Origin of the sequence: Massilia brevitalea (assembly GCF_030711405.1) — a bacterium.
In the GTDB taxonomy this organism is placed as follows: Bacteria; Pseudomonadota; Gammaproteobacteria; order Burkholderiales; family Burkholderiaceae_D; genus Telluria; species Telluria brevitalea.
In genome coordinates, this window is the sequence record NZ_JAULSI010000002.1 from 164,932 (window position 1) to 185,523 (window position 20,592).

Below are 20,592 nucleotides of genomic sequence, written 5' to 3' on the forward strand. Positions count from 1 at the left end.
AGGTGCCCACCCTACGAAAACCCGCGCCGGCGCATGTCGCTACGCCGGACGCCGATGATCACACGTAATACGCCGTCGTCGTCATCACCTTCGCAAATGCCTTCATCGCCACCTTGACCGGCACCGGCATCTCGGCCGCGCCCAGCGCCTGCGCCGCGGCGCCGTGGGCGATTTCATCGACGCGCATCTGTTCGACGATGGCGCGCGACTTGGCGTCCTGCACGGGCAGCTGGTCGAGGTGGCTGTTCAGGTGCGCTTCGACCTGGCGCTCGGTCTCGACCACGAAGCCGAGGCTGTTGGCGTCGCCCAGCTTGGCGGCCACCGTACCCATCGCATAGGCGCCGGCATACCACAGGGGATTGAGCACGCTCGGCTGCGAGCCCAGTTCCGACAGGCGCTGCGCGGTCCAGGCCAGGTGGTCTTCTTCCTCGCGCCCCGCTTCCTCGAACTGCTGGCGCATCTGCGGGCTCATGGCGTGGCGCGCCTGCGAATCGTACAGCGCCTGGGCGCAGACTTCGCCGACATGGTTCACGCGCATCAGGCCGGCGCTGTGGCGCGATTCGCGCTCGTCGAGTTCGCAATCGACGGCATGCGCCGCCGGGTTCGGGCGCGACGACGCGGCCACGCCGCCGACCACGCGCAGCGCCTTGTCGAAGCCGACGATCAGCTGGTCGAGGGGAGGAAGAAAACGGTTCGCTAACATAGTATTTTTCAAATGGGTCGCGGGAAACCGCCATTATATGCCCGCTACGGCAAGCCCTGCCGCGCCGCTCTTTCCCTGCTACGCCCGTACGCCCTGTCCCGCGTTTTTGCAATCTGGCCCGCCCAGCGCGTCGTGCGTCGCATCGCCCGCCCGGCTCGACCGTTATTGACTACAATGCAGGCGTCAAGAAGGCTTGGCGGACACGGGCCGTCACGCAAGAGCCCACCCCTGGAGTCCGCATGGAATTACGCATCCGCAATCTGTCCAAGACCTACGCCAATGGCGTGGTGGCCCTGGACAAGGTCACGCTGAACATCCCGCAAGGCATGTTCGGCCTGCTGGGGCCGAACGGCGCCGGCAAGTCGACCCTGATGCGCATCCTGGCCACGCTGCAGGAGTGCGATGCCGGCTCGGTCTTCCTCGACGATATCGACGTGCTCGACGAAAAGGACGAAGTGCGGCGCATGCTCGGCTACCTGCCGCAGGACTTCGGCGTCTACCCGAAGGTCACCGCCTACGAATTGCTGGACCACTTCGCCCAGCTGAAAGGCCTGTCCCATAAACACCGCCGCCGCGAAGTGGTCGACGGCCTGCTCCAGCAGACCAATTTGTTCGAGGTGCGCCACCAGAAGCTGGGCACCTTCTCGGGCGGCATGCGCCAGCGCTTCGGCGTGGCGCAAGCCCTGATCGGCGACCCGCAACTGATCATCGTCGACGAGCCCACCGCCGGCCTCGACCCGCAGGAACGGGTACGCTTCCACAACCTGCTGTCGGACATCGGCGCCGACAAGACCGTGCTGCTCTCGACCCACATCGTGTCCGACGTGGCCGATTTGTGCGCCAACATGGCCATCATCCACAAGGGCCGCGTGCTGCTGTGCGGCGAGCCGCTGCGCCTGATCGCAGGCATCGAAGACTGCATCTGGTCGCGCTACGTCGACAAGGCCGACCTGCCGCTGTTCCAGAAGCAGCACGCGGTGATCTCGACGCGCCTGCGCGCCGGCCGCACCCTGGTCCACGTGTACGACGAGAACGATCCGGGCATGGGCTTCGAGCCGGCCCACGCCAGCCTGGAAGACGTGTACTTCGCCACCATCGCGGGCCGCTACGACGGCGCAGCCGGGAACTGCTGAATCATGACCGCGCTGTTCGCGATCGCCCGCTTCGAATTCCGGCAGCGCCTGCGCCAGCTGCCGACCTGGGTCTACTTCGGCGTCTTCGTGGCGCTGGCCATGCTGTGGACGGCCGCCGCCGGCGGCGCCTTCAAGGAGACCGTGGTCGCATTCGGCGCGCGCGTGCTGATCGACGCGCCGCGCCAGGTGGCGCTGTCGACCGCCTTCCTCGGCTGCCTCGGCGTGGTGGTGATTGCCGCCGTGATGGGACGCGCGGTGCAGCAGGACTTCGAGCACGAGATGCACCACTTCTTCTTCAGCGCGCCGATCGGCAAGCATGCCTATGTGTTCGGGCGCTTCCTCGGCGCCTGGGCAGTGCTGGCCTTTGTCTTCGGCGGCATCGTGCTCGGCGCCTGGCTGGGCCGGCTGCTGCCCGGGATCGACCCCGACCGCCTGGGCGGCGCCAGCCTGGCGGCCTACCTGCTGCCCTGGCTGTTCACGCTGCTGCCGAACATCTTCATCTTCGGCGCGATCTTCTTCGTGCTGGCGGCGCTGACCCGGCGCATGCTGCCGGTCTACGTGGCCAGTATCGTGCTGCTGGTCGGCTACACGGTGGCGCCCTCGCTGGCGCGCGACTTCGACTTCAAGCTGCTGGGTTCCCTGATCGACCCCTTCGGCACCACGGCCCTGATCACCCTCACCGAATACTGGCCCACCGCCGAACGCAATGCCCAACCGGTGCTGCTGGAAGGCGTGTACCTGGCGAACCGCCTGGCCTGGTGCGGCTTCGGGCTGGCGGTGCTGCTGCTCGGCTACTGGCGCCTGCACCTCACCGGCCCGCTGGAAAACCGCCGCAGCGAGCCGCGCGCGGACAGCGCCGCTGCAACCGCCGCGGACCTGGCAGCGCATCCGGCGCAGGCCGCAGCCACGCGCGAGCGGCCCGACTTCGCACGGCGCAGCCTGGCGCTGCTGCTGGCCAGGCAGACCTGGCTGCAGCTGCGCCAGTCGGTCGCCACCCTGCCCTTCGTGCTGATCACACTGGCCGGCCTGGCGATGCTGGTGGCCGGCAGCTTCGGCATCGGCACGCTGCACGGCGCCAGCATCTATCCGGTCACCGCCCAGATGGTGGAACTGGTGCGCGACGGCTTTTCCCTGTTCCTGCTGATCGTCACCACCCTGTATGCGGGGCAGCTGGTCTGGCGCGAGCGCGACGCCCGCAGCGCCCAGCTGTTCGACGCCCTGCCCCTGCCCGGCTGGCTGGCGCCGCTCTCGAAGACCCTGGCCCTGGTCGGCATGCAGGCCCTGCTGCTGGCGCTGGCGATGCTGGCCGCGATGCTGTGCCAGGTCCTGCGCGGCTACTTCGCGCTCGAATTCGGCCTCTACCTGCGCACCTTCTCGATCCTGCTGCCGCAATGGGCGGTGCTGGCGGTGCTGTCGGTAACGGTGATGGCGCTGTGCAGCCGCAAGTACGCCGGCTACGCGCTGCTGGTGGCCCTGCACGTAGCGGGCATGGTGACCGCGGGACTGGGGCTGGACCACGTGCTGCTGTCGGGCGCCATGCCGCCGCTGCCGTGGTCGGGCATGAACGGCTACGGCCACCTCCTGCAGCGCGAGCGAATGTTAGAGCTGTACTGGGGCAGCCTGGCGCTGATGCTGCTGGTGCTGGCCGTGGTGCTGTGGCCGCGCGGCGTGAACCCCGAATTCGGCAGCCGCCTGCGCCTGGCGCGCCAGAACCTGGGGCGCGGCGTGCTGGCCGCCTTCGGCATCGGCCTGCTGCTGTTCGGCGCCAGCGGCGCGCTGCTGTGGTACGAACTCGACGTGGCCGGGAACTACACGAGCACGCGCGCCCAGGACGCGCGCCGCGCCGAATACGAAACGCGCTACCGGCACTTCGCCGCCCTGCTGCAACCGCGCCTGATGGAGGTGGCGCTGCGCGTCGACCTGCATCCGCGCACGCGCATGCTGGCGGTCGCCGGCAGCTACCAGCTGGAAAACGCCGGCGCCGCGCCGCTGTCGGAACTGGTGGTGTATCAGCGCCCTGGCGCCGACCTGGTCGCGCGCCTGTCGCAGCCGGCGCGCCTGCTCGACGCCGACCGCGCGCGCGGCTTCTATCGCTACCGCCTGGACACGCCGCTGGCGCCGGGCGCGCGCCTGGCATACGACTTCCAGCTGAGCGCCGCGCCAGCCGGCCCGCTCGGCTTCGGCACCGACACGCCGGTGGCCGCCAACGGCAGCTGGCTCACCGACGAAGACCTGCCGCGCATCGGCTACCAGGAAGCGGTGGAACTGAGCGACGAGCGCGACCGGCGCCGCCATGGCCTGGGCCCGCGCGCCCGGCCCGCAGCTACGGCTGCCGCTGCGGCGGGCGGACAGCGCATCCGCTTCGAGGCGCTGGTGACTACCAGCGTCGACCAGATCGCGGTGGCGCCCGGCGCGCTGGAGCGCGAGTGGATCGCCGGCGAGCGCCGCCACTTCCGCTACCGCGCCGAACAGCCCATCCTGGCCCGCTATGCGATCGCCTCGGCGCGCTACACGGTGCGCCACGAGCGCTGGCAGGACGTGGCGATCGACGCCTTCTACCAGCCCGGTCACGAAGCGAACGTCGAGCGCCTGGTGCGCGGCGCCAGCGCGGCGCTCGACTACGGCACACGCGCCTTCGGCTCCTACCGCCTGCACGACCTGCGCCTGGTGGAAACGCCGCGCAGCGCCGGCCCGGCGCGCGCCTTCCCCGGCATGATCGCCCTGCCCGAGAACGGCGCCTTCATCGCGCGCGCCGACAGCGTCGAGCGCGGCGAGATCGACTATCCCTTCTACATGGGCGCCTACAACACGGCGCGCCAGTGGTGGGGCCAGCAATTGACGTCGCCGAACGCGCTGCTGACCGATGGCCTGGCCGAGTACACGGCCCTGATGACGCTGCGCCGCAGCCTGGGCTCGACCGCGATGCGGCGCTACCTGCGCCAGGACCTGCAAGCCTACCTGCTGGGCCGCGCCACCGCCACCGGACGCGAAGTGCCGCTGGCGCAGGCCGGCCTGGATACCTGGCTGGGGCAGCGCAAGGGCGGGCTGGCGCTCTACCTGCTGCAGGACCAGCTGGGCGAAGACAAGGTGAATGCGGTGCTGCGCGATTTCCTGGCGCGCCATGTTGCGGAGGCGGGCGCGGGCGCGGCGGCGGACCTGGTGGCGGCACTGCGCGCAGTGGCGCCGGCCGACAAGGCCTACCTGGTGCACGATCTGTTCGAGGCGGTGGTGCTGTACGAGAACCGCGCCGACAGCGCCAGCACGCGGCGCCGCGCGGACGGCAAGTACGAGGTGACCCTGCACGCCAGCGCAGCCAAGCTGCGCACCGGGGGCGCGCTCGAACAGCAGCTGCCGCTGGCCGACTACATCGAATTCGGCGTGGACGACCGCGACGGCAATCCGCTGGTACGCGACAGGAGACTGGTGCGCGAGGGTGCGCTGGTGCTATCCTTTATCGTCGACGCGCAACCGGGACGGGCCGGCATCGATCCCGACCATAAACTCATCGACAAGAAACCGACAGATAATATGGTTCCTGTCGACAACGAATGATTCTCGATATATCATCCCAGCCACTATTCACAGTGAGGTTATGATGTCGCCCATGGTCGCCGAAATTAGCGAAAAAATTCAACTGCTGAGCGCTGAAGAAAAGAACGAACTGTTGCGCGTGCTATTGAAGGACGTCGACGGCACCGACGAGGATGCCGACGAAGCCTGGCGCAATGAAGTGGTGCGCCGCGTAAAGGCGATCCGGAATGGCGAAGCGGCGATCAAGGCGCTGCAGGATTGGCAGGAATAAGCGCTGCTGGATATGCTTGGATAATAAAAAACCGCGATGTGAGCATCGCGGTTTTTTTTCGTCTCGAGAATATGATTCGGTCGAATATGGCGGCAACGCCAATCGTACGGTGGGCACCCCGTGCCCACGCGGAACGATGATCATTGGCGACGGTTTTCCATCGAAAATAAACCATGCCGCCGGCGTATCGAAGAGCATCTCGCTAGCGTTTCATCCATCATCGACGCCGCGGAGCGAATCATATCGGCCGCAGAATCCGGATGAACACGTAACCGCGTGGGCACGGAGTGCCTTGCGCGGCCCGGCCCACCGTACGGTTTGCCATCCAGCCGGAATTTATTTCTTCGCTGCGGTGGCGCGCTTGGCCGCTGGCTTTTTCGCGGCAGCGGTTTTCGCCGCCGCCTTGGCCGCCGGCTTCCTGGTCACCTTGGTCTCGACTGCCGCGCCATCCACCTCCGCGGCGGCATCGTTCGCCGCCTTGCCCTTGGCCGCCGGCTTGGCCTTGCGCTCCTCGAACTCGAAGCTGATCTTGCCGTCCTTGGCGCGGGTCAGGTAAGCCTTGAACGGACGGCGGGTGCGCTGCGAGACGAAGCCCGGCAGCAGATCCGTCTTGCCATCGTTCAGCAGCTTGGCCATCTGCTCGGGCAGGATTTCCTGCTGCAGGATGATGCGGCCGCTGCGGAAGTCGCAGGTCTTCGGCTTGGCGACCTGGTTCTGGCACACATACGCCAGGCCCATTTCGTACACGCCGGCGGCGCACTTCGGGCAAGGTCCAAGCGGGGTCTGGCCGGTGAAGTCGAGGCCCTCGCCTTCTTCGCCATCGGCCGCGTCCTGGCCGAAATCGAACTCCAGCTTGAAGTTGTTGATGTCCTCGTCGCGCACGATGCGCAGGATCGCCGCGAACGGACGGCCCATCTTCGAGCGGAAGCCTTGCAGCGGGCCGATGGTGCGATTCGCCAGCAGTTCCTCGACCTCGTTGATCTCGAACTGGCGGCTGCCCGGCGTCTTGCTCATCGAGAAGTCGCACTTGGTACAGGCAAAGCGGCGGTAGTTTTCCTTGACCACGCCGGCGCAGTTTGGGCACGGCGTGGTCAAGGTCGCGTACTCGCCCGGAATCGTGTCGTTGTTGTATTCCTTGGCGCGCTTGACGATGATCTGGGTCATTTGCGCGATTTCACGCATAAACTCTTCGCGCGAGATCTTGCCCTTCTCCATCTGCGACAGCTTGTATTCCCATTCGCCGGTCAGTTCCGGGGCCGTGAGTTCGTTCACGCCCAGGCCGCGCAGCAGCGTCATCAGCTGCGAGGCTTTCGCCGTCGGAATCAGCTCGCGTCCTTCGCGGATCAGGTATTTCTCGGTCAGCAAGCCCTCGATGATGGCCGCGCGGGTGGCCGGCGTGCCCAGGCCCTTGCCGGCCATGGCGTCGCGCAGCTCGTCCGAGTCGACCAGCTTGCCGGCGCCTTCCATGGCCGACAGCAGGGTCGCTTCCGAATAGCGTGCAGGCGGTTTCGTCACCAGGCCATTCGCGTTGATCTTGTCGGCCAATACCTTTTCGCCCTTGGCTACCGGGACCAGGGTCGCGCCGTCCTTGTCGTCGCCGGTGGTGTCCTTGCCATAAATGGCAAGCCAGCCCGGGTTCGTCATGACCTTGCCTTCGGTCTTGAACTGGTGGCCCGACACTTCGGTGAAGCGGGTCGTGACCAGGAACTCGGCCGGCGGGAAGAACACCGCCATGAAGCGGCGCGTGACCAGGTCGTACAGCTTTTGTTCCGGCTCGCTCAGGTTCTTCGGGGCGACGCCGGTCGGGATGATGGCGAAGTGGTCCGAGATCTTGGTGTTGTCGAAAATGCGCTTGTTCGGCTTGACCCAGCCGTTCTTGCTGATCTGCTTGGCGAACTGGTGGTAATTGTTGTTCTCTGCCAGCGACTCCATCGTCGACTTGACGGTGGCCACGTAGTCTTCCGGCAGGTGGCGCGAATCGGTACGCGGGTAGGTCAGCACCTTGTGCTTTTCGTACAGCGCCTGGGCCAGGCCCAGGGTGTTCTTGGCCGAGAAGCCGAAGCGGCCGTTGGCCTCGCGCTGCAGGCTGGTCAAATCGAACAGGGCCGGCGCCATCGAGGTGGTCGGTTTCGATTCCTCGGTGACGGTGCCCTGCTTGCCGCGGCAGGCGGCGGCGATGGAGTCGGCGGCGGCCTTGCTCCACAGGCGCTCGGCGCGCTTTTCCGGATCGTTCTCGTCCTTCTTGAATTTCTGGTCGAGCCAACGCCCTTCGTAGACGCCGGCGGCGCACACGAACTCGGCGCGCACTTCCCAGTAATCGCGGGCGACGAACTTCTTGATCTTTTCTTCGCGCTCGACCACGATCGACAGGGTCGGCGTCTGCACGCGGCCCACGGTCGTCAGGTAGAACCCGCCTTCCTTCGAGTTGAAGGCGGTCATGGCGCGGGTGCCGTTGATGCCGATCAGCCAGTCGGCTTCGGAACGGCAGCGCGCGGCGTCGGCCAGCGGCAGCATTTCCTGGTCGCTGCGTAATTGCTTGAAGCCTTCGCGGATCGCGTTCGCCGTCATCGACTGCAGCCACAGGCGCTTGATCGGCTGCTTGGCTTTTGCATGCTGCGCGATCAGGCGGAAGATCAGTTCCCCTTCGCGCCCCGCGTCACATGCGTTGATGAGGGTGGTGACGTCCTTGCGCTTGATGAGCTTGTTCAACACTTTCAGGCGCGACTCGGTCTTCGCAATGGGATTCAGCGCGAAGTGCGGCGGAATCATCGGCAGGTGGGTGAAGCTCCATTTGCCGCGCTTGACATCGTATTCTTCCGGCACCGCGATTTCCAGCAGGTGGCCGACGGCCGACGACAGGACGTATTCGTCGTTTTCGAAATACTCATCGTGCTTGGTGAAGCCGCCCAGCGTCTTGGCGATGTCATTCGCGACGGAGGGCTTCTCGGCGATGATGAGGGTTTTGGTCATAGGGTTTCTCGTCGTACTTATATTAGAGGTCGGGCCTGCGCATCATACATGCTCGAAAGCGGAACCTAGTGTCTTGATGGTAACAGTCTGGAATAAGCGGCCAATGATAAGCGCGTTATCGCGCAGTTCGCAAGTGGACTCTGCACCTCTGTTGTGCAGCGCAAGCAGATGCCGCGCCGAAACCGGGCGCACCGGCAGGGGCCGAGACGGGCTCCCTGCACGAGTGATAGTGGGTCCTTTCCTACATAGGATCGGACATCATTCCGATAGAAGCGGCATGGCCATGCGCGCATGATCGCCCTGTTGGCGGGCTGGCACAGACGCCGTTTGTTGGAGGAAACAATCATGAGCGACAAACACAAGGGATCGAACGAACACGGACGCAGCGTGTCGCGCGAGAAAATCGTGCCGGTGGCCGAAGGCAGCCAGCAGGGCAAGGCGCCAGGCGCGGTGGCGCCCTCGGCGCCGAATTCGCAATCCTGGACACCGAATTCGGAACAAGGCGGAGCCGGCAATGCGCAATCGGGTTCGCTCGGCGCCCAGCAACAAACGACGGGCGGCAACCCCGACCGCGGACGCGGTGTGGCCTCCCAGAGCGGCAACTGGAGCGCACGCCAGAAAGGCCAGCGCATGCAGGCGCGCGCCGAGGAAGACCGGCTTGGCATGTCGCAGCAGTCCGGGCAAGGCGGGCTCGAGCAGGACCAGCTTGCCGGCTCGCAGGAGTCGGCCGGCGGGCCTGCAGCCTCGAAGCAAACGGGCGTGAGCGGATCGCAGGGCGGGGGACAGCCGGACCAGCCATCGTCCGACTACGGCAAGGACAAGGGTAAAAGCAAAGGGTAAGTGAGGCCAGGCGGTATCGAAGTGACACACACCATCTCGCTTCCGGCTGGGCGCGCGGCAAACCCGGCGTTGCCCTGGACATCCTGCCACCGAAAAGAAAGGCGCTGTCATCGTTTGCTGTGGATGGGCCCGATTGCTAAGTGAAACAATTGATCGGCAGATGTAATTTTTCCGCCATCGAGCATGCGGCGCCAGCCCAGGTAGTTCGGCAGGTAGCGCGAGGCGACGCCGTGAAACGGCAACAACCATTCGCGCAAGCGCCCGTGATAGGCGTTCACGTTCTGCACATGGATGAGTCCGGAGGCGCCCATGCGCGTGCGTTCGCCGGTACCGACATTGACGGCCTGGTGCGCAATGCCGTGTGCACGGGCGAAAGCACGGTAGGCGGCGTTTGCGTCGGTCACGAGCAAGACGTTCCGGTCCAGGAAGGGCAGCAGGTGGCGCTCCAGCTGGATTTTGCTGACAGGACCGCGGCCAGTGACAGCATCGATCGTCTGTTTGCTGCGGTCACGGGCCACCAGGATGCAGTCGAGCTCGCGTGAAATGCCGCGTCTGCCGGCAACGCCGCCCCGTTTGCGCGCTGGCCGGTCGAGCTTGCGCGACCCCTTCTGGGATTCCAGGATGAACATTTCGTCGGCCTCGGCGATGCCGTTCAGGCGCGCCGGCCGGTCTTCCTTTACCCGGTCGAGGAAGCGATGGCGCCAGCGGAATGCGGTATTGCGGTGCACCTTGACCTCGTCCGCCGCCGCGCGCACCGGGCGCGACGCACGCAGCGCATCGAGGTAATCGAGCCATTTCCCTTTCAGCCGCAGGCGTGCCAATGGCGTACCAGTCAAATCGTTGAAGGTGCGCCGGCAGGCGAAACAGCGGTAGCGCTGCAGGTGATTCGCGTGGCCATGCCGATGCCAGCGCTCGCACTGGCAGTGAGGACAGCGTCGTCCCGGCGATTGGAATTGTTCGATCAGGGCAAGCACTTGGTGCAACCCGGCCGCCGGGCGCAGGGCGTCGAGGACCTGCAGCCGCTGGGGCTGGTTCAATGCGGGCAAGGCGGCAAACCACTTCGTGAAGCGAGGTGCTTTCATGGTCATCCCGTATCGATGGCGATACGACTTGGACCGCGAATGAGCTCAGCAGTTCAACCCTCATCCATAGCTAACGGTGACAGCGCCAAAAGAAAACGGCCTGCTGGAAGCAGGCCGTTCAGGATGACGTGTCGAGACGCGGTGGTTCGCTTGCTTTAATGCAGCAGGCGCGGCGCCTGTTCGTCGTCGGAACCGAACCAGTCGTCGAACATCAATGCGTCGGGTTCCTTGCCCTGGCTCCACANAAGAAAACGGCCTGCTGGAAGCAGGCCGTTCAGGATGACGTGTCGAGACGCGGTGGTTCGCTTGCTTTAATGCAGCAGGCGCGGCGCCTGTTCGTCGTCGGAACCGAACCAGTCGTCGAACATCAATGCGTCGGGTTCCTTGCCCTGGCTCCACATCAGCATCAGGACGATGATCTTCAGCTTGCTCAGCGTGACCGGCGATTCGTCGACCGCGAGTGCGCGCTCGATGATGATTTCGCGCTGCACCGGGCTGATCAGACGAGCGCTTTCGAGGAACTGGATGAAGCCGATCGCTTCGCTGCCGAGTTCGAGGTATTCCTCGTCCACGTAGTAGCGGGTGCCGGTGGAGGCGACCACGTCGGCCAGTTCTTCGGCCGCCATTTCGTTAAGACCCGTGAGCCAATCGATGGCCTCGCAGATCTCGAAGTCGTCGAAACCGACGGCGGAGAGTTTGCGTGCCAGTGCAGCCGGCTCGGGGCAGGCTTCGGGACGATAGTACGTCTCGTAGAGGTAGACCAGGATGTCGAACATAGTGACGCTACTGTAGCAGCTAAGCTCGCAAGGGCACAAGCTTGCTGCGCGCCCGAACATCCGGCACATGAAATTCGTCGTTTTTCGGCCTTATCGGTTCGTATAGCTGTCTGACCAATTATCGATTTTGCGTTCCCATTGACATGCCGGTGCGCCTGTTCAAGCGTGCATTCACGTCACCACGCGCTGCACCTTTCCGCCCGGCAGGCGCTCGAGCAAACCGGCCATTTCCAGCGCCAGCAGTTCCAAACTGAGGGCGCCGACCGTGCTGCCCGAACGTAGCAGCAGCGTGTCGATGTCGACCGGACCGTGGCCGAGGTGGGCGAGCAGACCGAGACAGCTTGTCTCGGTCGGCAAGGGAGCAAGGAGCTCGGGCGCCAGTGGCGAGATGCGCAAGGATTCGAGAATGTCGTTCGCCGAGTCCACCAAACGCGCACCTTCGCGTATCAGCTTGTGGCATCCCCTGGCCAGCGGCGCATGGATCGAACCGGGCAAGGCAAACACCTCGCGTCCCTGTTCGCCGGCCACGCGTGCCGTGATGAGGGACCCGGATTTTTCTGCTGCTTCAACCACAAGCACGCCGGCCGACAGCCCGCTGATGATGCGATTGCGTCTTGGGAAGTTACCCGCATTGGGTGGCGTGCCGAGTGCGAATTCGCTGACCATGCAGCCATCGCGCGCAATGCGTTCCGCCAGTGCGCGATGGCGCGTGGGATAGAACAGATCGGCGCCGGTGCCGACCACGGCAACCGTGGACCCGGTGCCCTGCAGCGCGCCTTCGTGCGCAGCGCCGTCGATGCCCAGCGCCAGCCCCGACACGATGCAGACGCCGGCGCGCGACAGGCTTGCTGCGAAACTGCTGGCGTTGGCCTTGCCCTGGCTGGTGGCGTTGCGCGCGCCGACAATCGCCAGCGCAGGCCGCGTCAGCAATTCGCGGCGCCCTCTAATATAGAGGAGCAGGGGCGGATCGGGAATGTGGGCAAGTTCATGCGGGTAGTCCGGGTCGCCCAGGATCATGAGCGCATGCGCGGGGTGGTCGAGCCAGGCAAGCGTGGCATCGCGCAACTGCATGAACTCGGCGGATGGCGGTTCGCACAAGGCGCGTGCAGCGGAAGCCGATACATGCGCAGCCAGTGCCGCATGGCCGGCCGTGAGAATGGCGCGCGGCGAACCGAAGGCGCGCAACAGGATGTGCGCGCCGCGGACCCCTACCCCGTTCGCCTGTTCGAGGCGCAGCCAGTCGGTGAGTTTGTCGATGCGGCCGGCGGTGATGGGGTCCGTGTCCTGCACGGTGAAATTACTCCGGTGATTTCGCCACGTCGCCGACTTCCACCGGCGCCGTCACTTGCATGATCAGGCCGTAGGAAACGCGCCCGAACACTCGGAAGATGAACAGGCTGCCATACTGCTCATCGGGAAGCTTGATCGTCGACCGGCCGATTCCGAGGAAGCCCTTGCGGCCTTCCGGGTCCGGCACCGTCTTCCCGAAATGATAGAGCTGCAGAACGGCGCCGACGTCGAGTCCATCAATCGAACCACGATTGACAGTCACGACCTGGCTCTGTCCAGCGTGGGTCACGCCCGAATAAATCGACATCACGCGCGCATCGACCGGGCGCTGCGGCGCATGCGGCACGTAGTTGCGCACGGCAGGCGGCGGCGCCGGCACCAGGCGGTCGCCGACACCCATTTCGCTGACCGAGCTCGACACCGTGAAGGTGTGCACGTCGACGCCGGGCACAGCCGCCTTGACCAGCGACACGGTGCCGACGTAGGTGGCCTCGTGCGCCAGCACGGCGCGCGTTTGCGGGTCGCGCAGGGCGACGCCAGGACGGAACACCTGGAAACTGGTGGCGCCGTTCAACTCGCCGCGCACGTAGAGGCGGTCGCCGGCGCCGAGGTAGACGCGGTTTTCCTCGGACGCCGCAATGCGCGGTGCGCTTGCCAGCTGGTTTTTCTCGATGATCAGGGGCTGGGTCAGGTAAGGCTCGATGACCCCGGCCGGGATCGACTCGATCGCATCGTTTTCCAGGCCCGCGCTGCGCACCTGCGGCGACAGACGCAGCAGCGGCGGCTCGCCGCGGCCGTCGCCCGTGCCCGGCTTGTTCAGCGACAGGCGCCCGGTCTTGCGGTCGAAGTAGACGATCTGGCCCGGATAGATCCAGTGCGGATTGCGGATCTCGTCGCGGTTCATGCCCCAGACCTGGGGCCAGCACCAGGGGTGCTCGAGGAAGGTGCCGGAAATATCCCACAGGGTATCGCCCTTGACGACGCGATGCTGGTCGGGGGCATTCGGCTTGAAGGCGCATTCGGCGGCCTGGACGGGGCCCGCCACGACACACGCGACGAGCACCGCCGCTGCAGCGCGAGTCACGACTGTGCTAAAATTTTTCATTGAAGACGTCCGTAAAGTGCGGCATTGAGACGGAATTTGACACTGGCTGCGCCCGTCGACCCGGGCAGCCGCGGCGCAAGAGACAACATGGCTGAACCCGCGCTGACCGCCAGGCGGATCGCGAAGAGTTGCCGAACTGAATCAAATTCTGCCCATAAATCCTTGAACTAGCAAGATAAACCGCGTGCCGTGCTGGCCTGCTTACGGGGGACCGTGTTGCATTCCTGCCCGTGCGCCGCTTATTTTCTGCTGGTGCGTCGTGCTTTGCCGCCCGCACACCTTAATCCTTATTCTACTGTTACCGAAACCTCTATGGCCCTCCTGACTATCCTGCGCTATCCCGATCCACGCCTGCATAAGATTGCCCAGCCGGTGAGCGAATTCGGCGAGCGCCTTGCCACGCTGGTGGCCGACATGGCCGAGACCATGTACGACGCGCCGGGTGTCGGCCTGGCCGCGACCCAGGTCGACGTGCACGAGCGCGTGGTCGTGATCGACGTCTCGGAAACCCACGACGCGCTGCTGGTCTTCGTCAACCCGGAAATCACCTGGGCCAGCGAAGAAAAGCAGGTCTACGACGAAGGCTGCCTGTCGGTGCCGGGCATCTACGACGGCGTCGAGCGTCCAGCGCGCGTGAAAGTGCGCGCCCAGGATGCCAAGGGCGAGGTCTTCGAGATGGAATGCGAAGGCTTGCTGGCCGTCTGCATCCAGCACGAAATGGATCACCTGATGGGCAAGGTCTTCGTGGAATACCTGTCGCCGCTGAAGCGCAACCGCATCAAGGCCAAGCTGCAGAAGGAAGAGCGCGGCATGGAACGCGAAGCCTCGCTGCGCGCCGCCGGCCGCCGCCATTAAGGCGCCGCGCATGAAAGTCGTCTTCGCCGGCACGCCGGAGTTTGCCGCTGTCGCCCTGCGTTCCCTGCTTGCCGCCGGTTTCGAGATTCCCCTGGTGCTGACCCAGCCCGACCGCCCGGCCGGGCGCGGCATGCAGCTGCAGGCGTCCAGCGTGAAGCAGGTGGCGCTCGAGCATGGCATCGAAGTAGCGCAGCCGCTGTCGCTGCGCACCGACAGCAAGGACCCACAGCGCGCGCTCGAAGCCGCCGCGGCCCACGAGCGCCTGCGGTCGCTCGACTACGATGTGATGGTGGTAGCGGCCTATGGCCTGATCCTGCCGCGCAGCACGCTCGACATCGCGCCTTGCATCAATATCCACGGTTCGCTGCTGCCACGCTGGCGCGGCGCCGCGCCGATCCACCGCGCGATCGAAAGCGGCGACCTGGAGACCGGCGTGACCATCATGGGCATGGAAGAAGGCCTCGATACCGGGCCGATGATGCTGATCGAGCGCGTGGCGATCGAGGATGCAGATACCACCGGCAGTTTGCACGACAAGCTGGCGGCGCTGGGCGGCAGCATGATCGTCGAGGCGCTGCGCCGTTTCGAACGTGGCGAACTGGCATCGACGCCGCAGCCGGAAGACGGCGCGACCTATGCGGCCAAGATCGCCAAGGAAGAAGCGAAGCTCGACTTCGCGCTGCCGGCGCTGGAGCTGTGGCGCAAGGTGCGGGCGTTCAATCCCTTCCCTGCGGCCCAGGGTACGGTGAACGGGACGGTGGTCAAGATCTGGAATGCGCAGCTGGCGGAAGGTTCCGGACCGGCGGGCAAGGTGCTGGCGGCGAATGCGCAGGATGGCATTGTGGTGGCGTGCGGCGAAGGTGCGCTGCGCTTGCTGGAGTTACAAAAACCGGGCGGCAAGCGCTTGCCGGCGGCGGAGTTCCTGAAGAGCTTTTCGCTTGAAGGGCAGATGTTCGCTTGATCCGCACGCGGCGGTGACGTATCGACGTACGGTGGGCACGCTGTGCCCACGCGGAACCTTGCGTCGTGTTTGCCGATGAGCGCGGCGGAAACGTTTGCGTTCCTGAAGACGCGTTCGCGACATGCCCGGGACGCTGCCAACACCACGCGGCTTGACGGGTCTTAACACCGCTTACACAGTGCCACCTTCCGCGTGGGCACGGAGTGCCCACCGTACGGTCACCTGTACCGGTAACGACTGACCTTGCGTCAGATCGCCTTCCGAAAATCCTTACCACCAAATGAAAAACGCGCCCATGGGCGCGTTCGATGACAATTAATTGCCTGCCTGCGCAGCGCGCTGCGCATCCATGTGCTCGCGCAAAACTTGATTGATGCGGGTCTGGTAACCTGGACCAGCCGCCTTGAACCATTCCAGCATGTCGACGTCAAGGCGGATCGTCACGATCTGCTTCACGCCCACTGGCTGCTTGCTTGCTGATCCATGTGCTGCAACATGGTTCTGCACCACTGGCTGATCCCAATCGGGTTCGTACTCTTTGTTCATGCAATCATCCCGTCTCTTTAAAACGTGCCACATTCCTTATGGAATTTATTTATTGTCGTCGCTGTATGTATCCGTAAAATTGCTAAACACCCGGGTTTTGTAACGTCATGTAACAATCGTCGGCATAAACACATAACGATACAATCTGCTGCCGCCAGGGCCGGCTGCGGGAAGCCGGGTCGCCGATGACGTATAATTTCAGACCGCCCGAACCGTGCCGCCCTTGCGCACGTCTATTGAAAGCCCACCATGACTGCCCCGAAATACGCCCCCTCCCCGATCGAACGCCAGCTGCGCGATATCCTGTCGCGCCGCATCATGATCCTGGATGGCGCGATGGGCACGATCATCCAGCAGTACAAGCTCGACGAAGCCGCCTACCGCGGCGGGCCAAGCGGCCGCTTCGCGGATTTCGCCGCACCGGCAGGCGCGGGCAACCGCGAGCTCTTCGTCAAGGGCAACAATGAATTGCTGACGCTAACCCAGCCGCAGGTGATCCAGGAAATCCACGAGCGCTACCTCGCGGCCGGCGCCGATCTGCTGGAAACGAACACGTTCGGCGCCACCAGAGTGGCCCAGGACGACTACCACATGGGCCACCTGGCCTATGAAATGAACGTCGAAGCCGCCAAGCTGGCACGTGCTGCCTGCGACAAGTACACCAGTGCCGACAAACCACGCTTCGTCGCCGGCGCCCTTGGCCCGACCCCGAAGACGGCCTCGATCTCGCCCGACGTCAACGACCCGGCGGCGCGCAACATCACCTTCGATCAATTGGTTACGAGCTACCACGAGCAGGTGCGCGGCCTGGTCGACGGCGGCGTCGACGTGCTGCTGGTCGAAACCATCTTCGACACCCTGAACTGCAAGGCCGCGCTGTTCGCGATCGATTTGTATTTCGACGAGCACCCTGAAACGCCACGCAAGCCGATCATGATCTCGGGCACCGTCACCGATGCATCGGGCCGCATCCTGTCGGGCCAGACCGTGGAAGCGTTCTGGAATTCGGTGCGCCACGCCAGGCCGCTGACGGTGGGCCTGAACTGCGCCCTCGGCGCAGCGCTGATGCGTCCGTATGCCGAGGAGTTGTCGCGCATCGCCGACACCTTTGTCTGCATCTACCCGAACGCCGGCCTGCCCAATCCGATGAGCGATACCGGCTTCGACGAGCTGCCGGCCGATACCTCGGCCCTGCTGCGCGAATTCGCCGACGCCGGTTTCATCAACATCGCCGGCGGCTGCTGCGGCACCACGCCGGAACACATCGCGGCCATCGGCGAACTGCTGTCGACCGCCGCGCCGCGTGCGATTCCAGATGTGCCGGTGGCGATGCGCCTGTCGGGCCTGGAGCCGTTCACCGTGGACGAGTCCTCGCTGTTCGTGAACGTCGGCGAGCGCACCAACGTTACCGGCTCGAAGGCGTTCGCGCGCATGATCCTGAACGAGCAGTTCGACGAAGCCTTGTCGGTGGCGCGCCAGCAGGTGGAAAACGGCGCCCAGGTCATCGACATCAACATGGACGAGGCGATGCTCGATTCGCAGGCGGCCATGACGCGCTTCCTGAACTTGATCGCGTCGGAACCGGATATCTCGCGCGTGCCGATCATGATCGACTCCTCGAAGTGGAGCGTGATCGAGGCCGGCCTGAAGTGCGTGCAGGGCAAGGCCATCGTCAACTCGATTTCCATGAAAGAAGGCGAGGAAGAATTCCTGCGCCAGGCCGTCCTGTGCCGCCGCTACGGTGCCGCCGTGATCGTCATGGCCTTCGACGAGATGGGCCAGGCCGACACTTTTGAACGCAAGATCGAGATCTGCAAGCGCGCCTATGAGGTGTTGACGCAGAAGGTCGGCTTCCCGCCGGAAGACATCATCTTCGACCCGAACATCTTTGCGATCGCCACCGGCATCGAAGAGCACAACAATTACGCCAACGACTTCATCAACGCCACGCGCTGGATTCGCACCCACCTGCCGCACGCGAAGGTGTCGGGCGGCGTGTCGAACGTGTCGTTCTCGTTCCGCGGCAACGACCCGGCGCGCGAAGCCATCCACACCGTGTTCCTGTACCACGCCATCCAGGCCGGCATGACCATGGGCATCGTGAACGCCGGCATGGTCGGCGTCTACGACGACTTGCCGGCCGAACTGCGCGAACGCGTGGAAGACGTGGTGCTGAACCGCCGCGACGATGCGACCGAGCGCATGATCGACATCGCCGGCACCCTGAAGGCCGGCGGCGGCAAGCAGGAGCAGAACCTGGAATGGCGCAATGCACCGGTGGAAAAGCGCCTGGCGCATGCGCTGGTGCATGGCATCACGCAGTGGATCGTCGAAGACACCGAGGAAGCGCGCCAGGCCGTGCTGGCCGCGAATGGCCGCCCGATCAATGTCATCGAAGGTCCGTTGATGGCCGGCATGGACATCGTCGGCGACCTCTTCGGCCAGGGCAAGATGTTCCTGCCGCAGGTGGTGAAATCGGCACGCGTGATGAAACAGGCCGTGGCCCACCTGGTGCCGTACATCGAAGAAGAAAAAGCGCGCGAAGAAGCACGCACCGGCATCGTCGCCAAGCCGAAGGGCAAGATCGTGATCGCTACCGTGAAGGGCGACGTCCACGACATCGGCAAGAACATCGTTTCGGTGGTCCTGCAGTGCAATAACTTCGAAATCGTGAACATGGGCGTGATGGTGCCCTGCTCGGACATCCTGGCCAAAGCCAAGGAAGAGAATGCCGACATCGTCGGCCTGTCGGGCCTGATCACGCCGTCGCTGGAAGAAATGGCCCACGTAGCACGCGAGATGCAGCGCGACCCCTGGTTCCGCGAGCGTCAGATTCCGCTGCTGATCGGCGGCGCCACCACCAGCCGCGCCCACACGGCCGTCAAGATTGCGCCGCACTACGATGGCCCGGTGGTGTACGTGCCGGATGCCTCGCGTTCGGTGTCGGTCGGCCAGTCGCTGCTGACCGAAGACACGCGTGCCCAGTACATGGCCGAGATCAAGGCCGACTACGAGCGCATCCGCGTCCAGCACGCCAGCAAGAAGGCGCTGCCGACGGTGACGCTGGCGCAGGCGCGCGCCAACAAGGCCAGGCTCGAATTCGCGCCGGTCAAGCCGAAGTTCATCGGGCGCCGCCTGTTCAAGAATGTCGACCTCGGCACGCTGGCGCGCTACATCGACTGGGGCCCGTTCTTCCAGACCTGGGACCTGGCCGGTCCCTACCCTGCCATCCTCACCGACGAGGTGGTGGGCGAAGCGGCGACCAGGGTGTTTGCCGAAGGCCAGGCCATGCTGAAGAAAATCATCGAAGGCCGCTGGCTGACGGCGAACGGTGCGATTGCCCTGCTGCCGGCGAATACGGTGCGCGACGACGACATCGAAATCTACAGCGACGAATCGCGCTCGCAGGTGGCCTTCACCTGGCACGGCCTGCGCCAGCAGGGCGTCAAGCCTGTGGTGGATGGCGTGCAGCGCCCGAACCAGTGCCTGGCCGACTTTATCGCGCCGAAGGAATCGGGCGTGGCGGATTACATCGGCATGTTCGCGGTGACGGCCGGCCTCGGCATCGAGAAGCACGAGCAGCGTTTCGAGGATGCGCACGACGATTACTCGTCGATCATGCTGAAGGCCCTGGCCGACCGCCTGGCCGAAGCCTTTGCCGAATGGCTGCACGAGCGCGTGCGTACCGATCTGTGGGGCTATGCCAGCAGCGAAGACCTGGACAACGTGGAACTCATCGCCGAGGAATATGTCGGCATCCGTCCGGCGCCAGGCTACCCGGCTTGCCCGGAGCACACGGTCAAGAAAGAGCTGTTCGAGACCCTGCAGGCCGAAGAGATCGGCATGCAGCTGACCGAGTCCTACGCCATGTATCCGGGCGCGGCGGTGTCGGGCTTCTACTTCTCGCACCCGGAATCGAAGTACTTCGTGGTCGGCAAGATCAATGACGACCAGGTCGAGGACATGGCGCAGCGCCGCGGCATGGACAAGCTGGAAGTGGAGCGCCACCTGGCGCCGAACCTGTCGTAACAGCCTGCGCTCGCCAGCATCAGCGAACTTTTTTGCTACTGCATTGCCTAACTCCAGGGACCTTGGTCCCGCAAGGAGAACATCATGGCAATACATCTTTCCACCAGGCGCTGGCAGGATCAGGCAATCCTGCTGCTGGGCGTCTGGCTGTTCGTTTCACCCTGGGTGCTGGGCTACCCGAGCGACTCGCTGCCGGCGGTGAACGCCTTTATCGCAGGCGCCATCATCGTCGCCCTCGCCGCTTTCGATCTCTACAAGACCTACGTCTGGGCCGTGCTCGTCAACATCGTGGTGGGTGCCTGGGTGGCGGTGTCGCCGTGGCTAGTGGATGTCATTTCCGACCGCACCATGAGCGCCAGCATGCTCATCGTCGGGCTGGCCACCATCGTGCTGGGCTTGTGGGAAATGCGCACCGATCCGGACCTGCACCAGCAGTGGATCGGTACTTAGGCTCCTGATGCGGCTCCTGATGCGGCTCCTGATGCGGCTCCTGATGCGGC

The 20,592-nt window shown here is 64.7% G+C and carries 15 protein-coding genes; 8 read left to right on the plus strand and 7 right to left on the minus strand.

The features are described from left to right. Positions 1-58: 58 nt before the first annotated feature. Positions 59-703, minus strand: coding sequence for a 2-polyprenyl-3-methyl-6-methoxy-1,4-benzoquinone monooxygenase (gene coq7, locus QWL29_RS01715; protein ID WP_305821159.1), 645 nt, complete (start codon positions 701-703; stop codon positions 59-61). A 239-nt stretch (positions 704-942) separates the two neighbouring features. On the opposite strand from coq7, the gene QWL29_RS01720 reads away from it, so the two are divergent. Genes QWL29_RS01720 through QWL29_RS01730 form a run of 3 tightly spaced genes read left to right on the plus strand, consistent with a single transcriptional unit; the run spans position 943 to position 5,638 of the window. Next, positions 943-1,836 (plus strand): ABC transporter ATP-binding protein, encoded by an 894-nt coding sequence (locus QWL29_RS01720; protein ID WP_305821160.1) that lies wholly within the window; start codon positions 943-945, stop codon positions 1,834-1,836. Positions 1,837-1,839: 3 nt separating this feature from the next. Further along, positions 1,840-5,388, plus strand: coding sequence for an ABC transporter permease/M1 family aminopeptidase (locus QWL29_RS01725; protein ID WP_305821161.1), 3,549 nt, complete (start codon positions 1,840-1,842; stop codon positions 5,386-5,388). Positions 5,389-5,440: 52 nt separating this feature from the next. Next, entirely contained in the window at positions 5,441-5,638 is a 198-nt protein-coding gene (locus QWL29_RS01730; RefSeq protein WP_305821162.1) for an addiction module protein, read from the plus strand. Between the two features lie 336 nt (positions 5,639-5,974). Here QWL29_RS01730 and QWL29_RS01735 read toward each other — a convergent pair whose 3' ends face one another. Next, positions 5,975-8,608 carry a DNA topoisomerase III gene (locus tag QWL29_RS01735; protein ID WP_305821163.1) on the minus strand — a complete coding sequence of 878 codons (2,634 nt, stop codon included), beginning with the start codon at positions 8,606-8,608 and terminating at the stop codon, positions 5,975-5,977. 345 nt (positions 8,609-8,953) lie between these two features. Between QWL29_RS01735 and QWL29_RS01740 the strand changes: the two genes are divergently transcribed. Further along, the gene (locus tag QWL29_RS01740) at positions 8,954-9,448 is read left to right on the plus strand and encodes a hypothetical protein (protein WP_305821164.1); all 495 of its coding nucleotides are present in this window, start codon (positions 8,954-8,956) and stop codon (positions 9,446-9,448) included. A gap of 107 nt (positions 9,449-9,555) precedes the next feature. On the opposite strand, the gene QWL29_RS01745 is transcribed toward QWL29_RS01740, so the two are convergent. The 4 genes from QWL29_RS01745 to QWL29_RS01760 form a co-directional block, all read right to left on the minus strand. Then, positions 9,556-10,530 carry an IS1595 family transposase gene (locus tag QWL29_RS01745; RefSeq protein ID WP_305821165.1) on the minus strand — a complete coding sequence of 325 codons (975 nt, stop codon included), beginning with the start codon at positions 10,528-10,530 and terminating at the stop codon, positions 9,556-9,558. A gap of 311 nt (positions 10,531-10,841) precedes the next feature. Further along, positions 10,842-11,306 (minus strand): Smg family protein, encoded by a 465-nt coding sequence (locus tag QWL29_RS01750; RefSeq protein WP_229438174.1) that lies wholly within the window; start codon positions 11,304-11,306, stop codon positions 10,842-10,844. Positions 11,307-11,477: 171 nt separating this feature from the next. Further along, positions 11,478-12,596: a DNA-processing protein DprA gene (gene dprA / locus QWL29_RS01755; protein WP_305821166.1), complete on the minus strand. Its 1,119-nt coding sequence runs from the start codon at positions 12,594-12,596 to the stop codon at positions 11,478-11,480. Positions 12,597-12,603: 7 nt separating this feature from the next. Next, positions 12,604-13,701, minus strand: coding sequence for a LysM peptidoglycan-binding domain-containing protein (locus QWL29_RS01760; protein ID WP_305821167.1), 1,098 nt, complete (start codon positions 13,699-13,701; stop codon positions 12,604-12,606). Positions 13,702-14,013: 312 nt separating this feature from the next. On the opposite strand from QWL29_RS01760, the gene def reads away from it, so the two are divergent. Together def and fmt are read left to right on the plus strand one after the other, a co-directional pair. Beyond that, positions 14,014-14,556 (plus strand): peptide deformylase, encoded by a 543-nt coding sequence (gene def / locus QWL29_RS01765; protein ID WP_305821168.1) that lies wholly within the window; start codon positions 14,014-14,016, stop codon positions 14,554-14,556. Between the two features lie 10 nt (positions 14,557-14,566). Beyond that, a complete protein-coding gene (gene fmt, locus QWL29_RS01770) occupies positions 14,567-15,517 on the plus strand; it encodes a methionyl-tRNA formyltransferase (RefSeq protein ID WP_305821169.1) in 951 nt (316 codons plus the stop codon). 315 nt (positions 15,518-15,832) lie between these two features. On the opposite strand, the gene QWL29_RS01775 is transcribed toward fmt, so the two are convergent. Next, positions 15,833-16,063: a BrnA antitoxin family protein gene (locus QWL29_RS01775; RefSeq protein ID WP_305821170.1), complete on the minus strand. Its 231-nt coding sequence runs from the start codon at positions 16,061-16,063 to the stop codon at positions 15,833-15,835. A 249-nt stretch (positions 16,064-16,312) separates the two neighbouring features. Between QWL29_RS01775 and metH the strand changes: the two genes are divergently transcribed. After that, a complete protein-coding gene (gene metH, locus QWL29_RS01780; RefSeq protein WP_305821171.1) occupies positions 16,313-20,092 on the plus strand; it encodes a methionine synthase in 3,780 nt (1,259 codons plus the stop codon). Between the two features lie 84 nt (positions 20,093-20,176). Next, positions 20,177-20,542 carry an SPW repeat protein gene (locus tag QWL29_RS01785; protein ID WP_305821172.1) on the plus strand — a complete coding sequence of 122 codons (366 nt, stop codon included), beginning with the start codon at positions 20,177-20,179 and terminating at the stop codon, positions 20,540-20,542. The last annotated feature ends 50 nt before the right edge of the window (positions 20,543-20,592 follow it).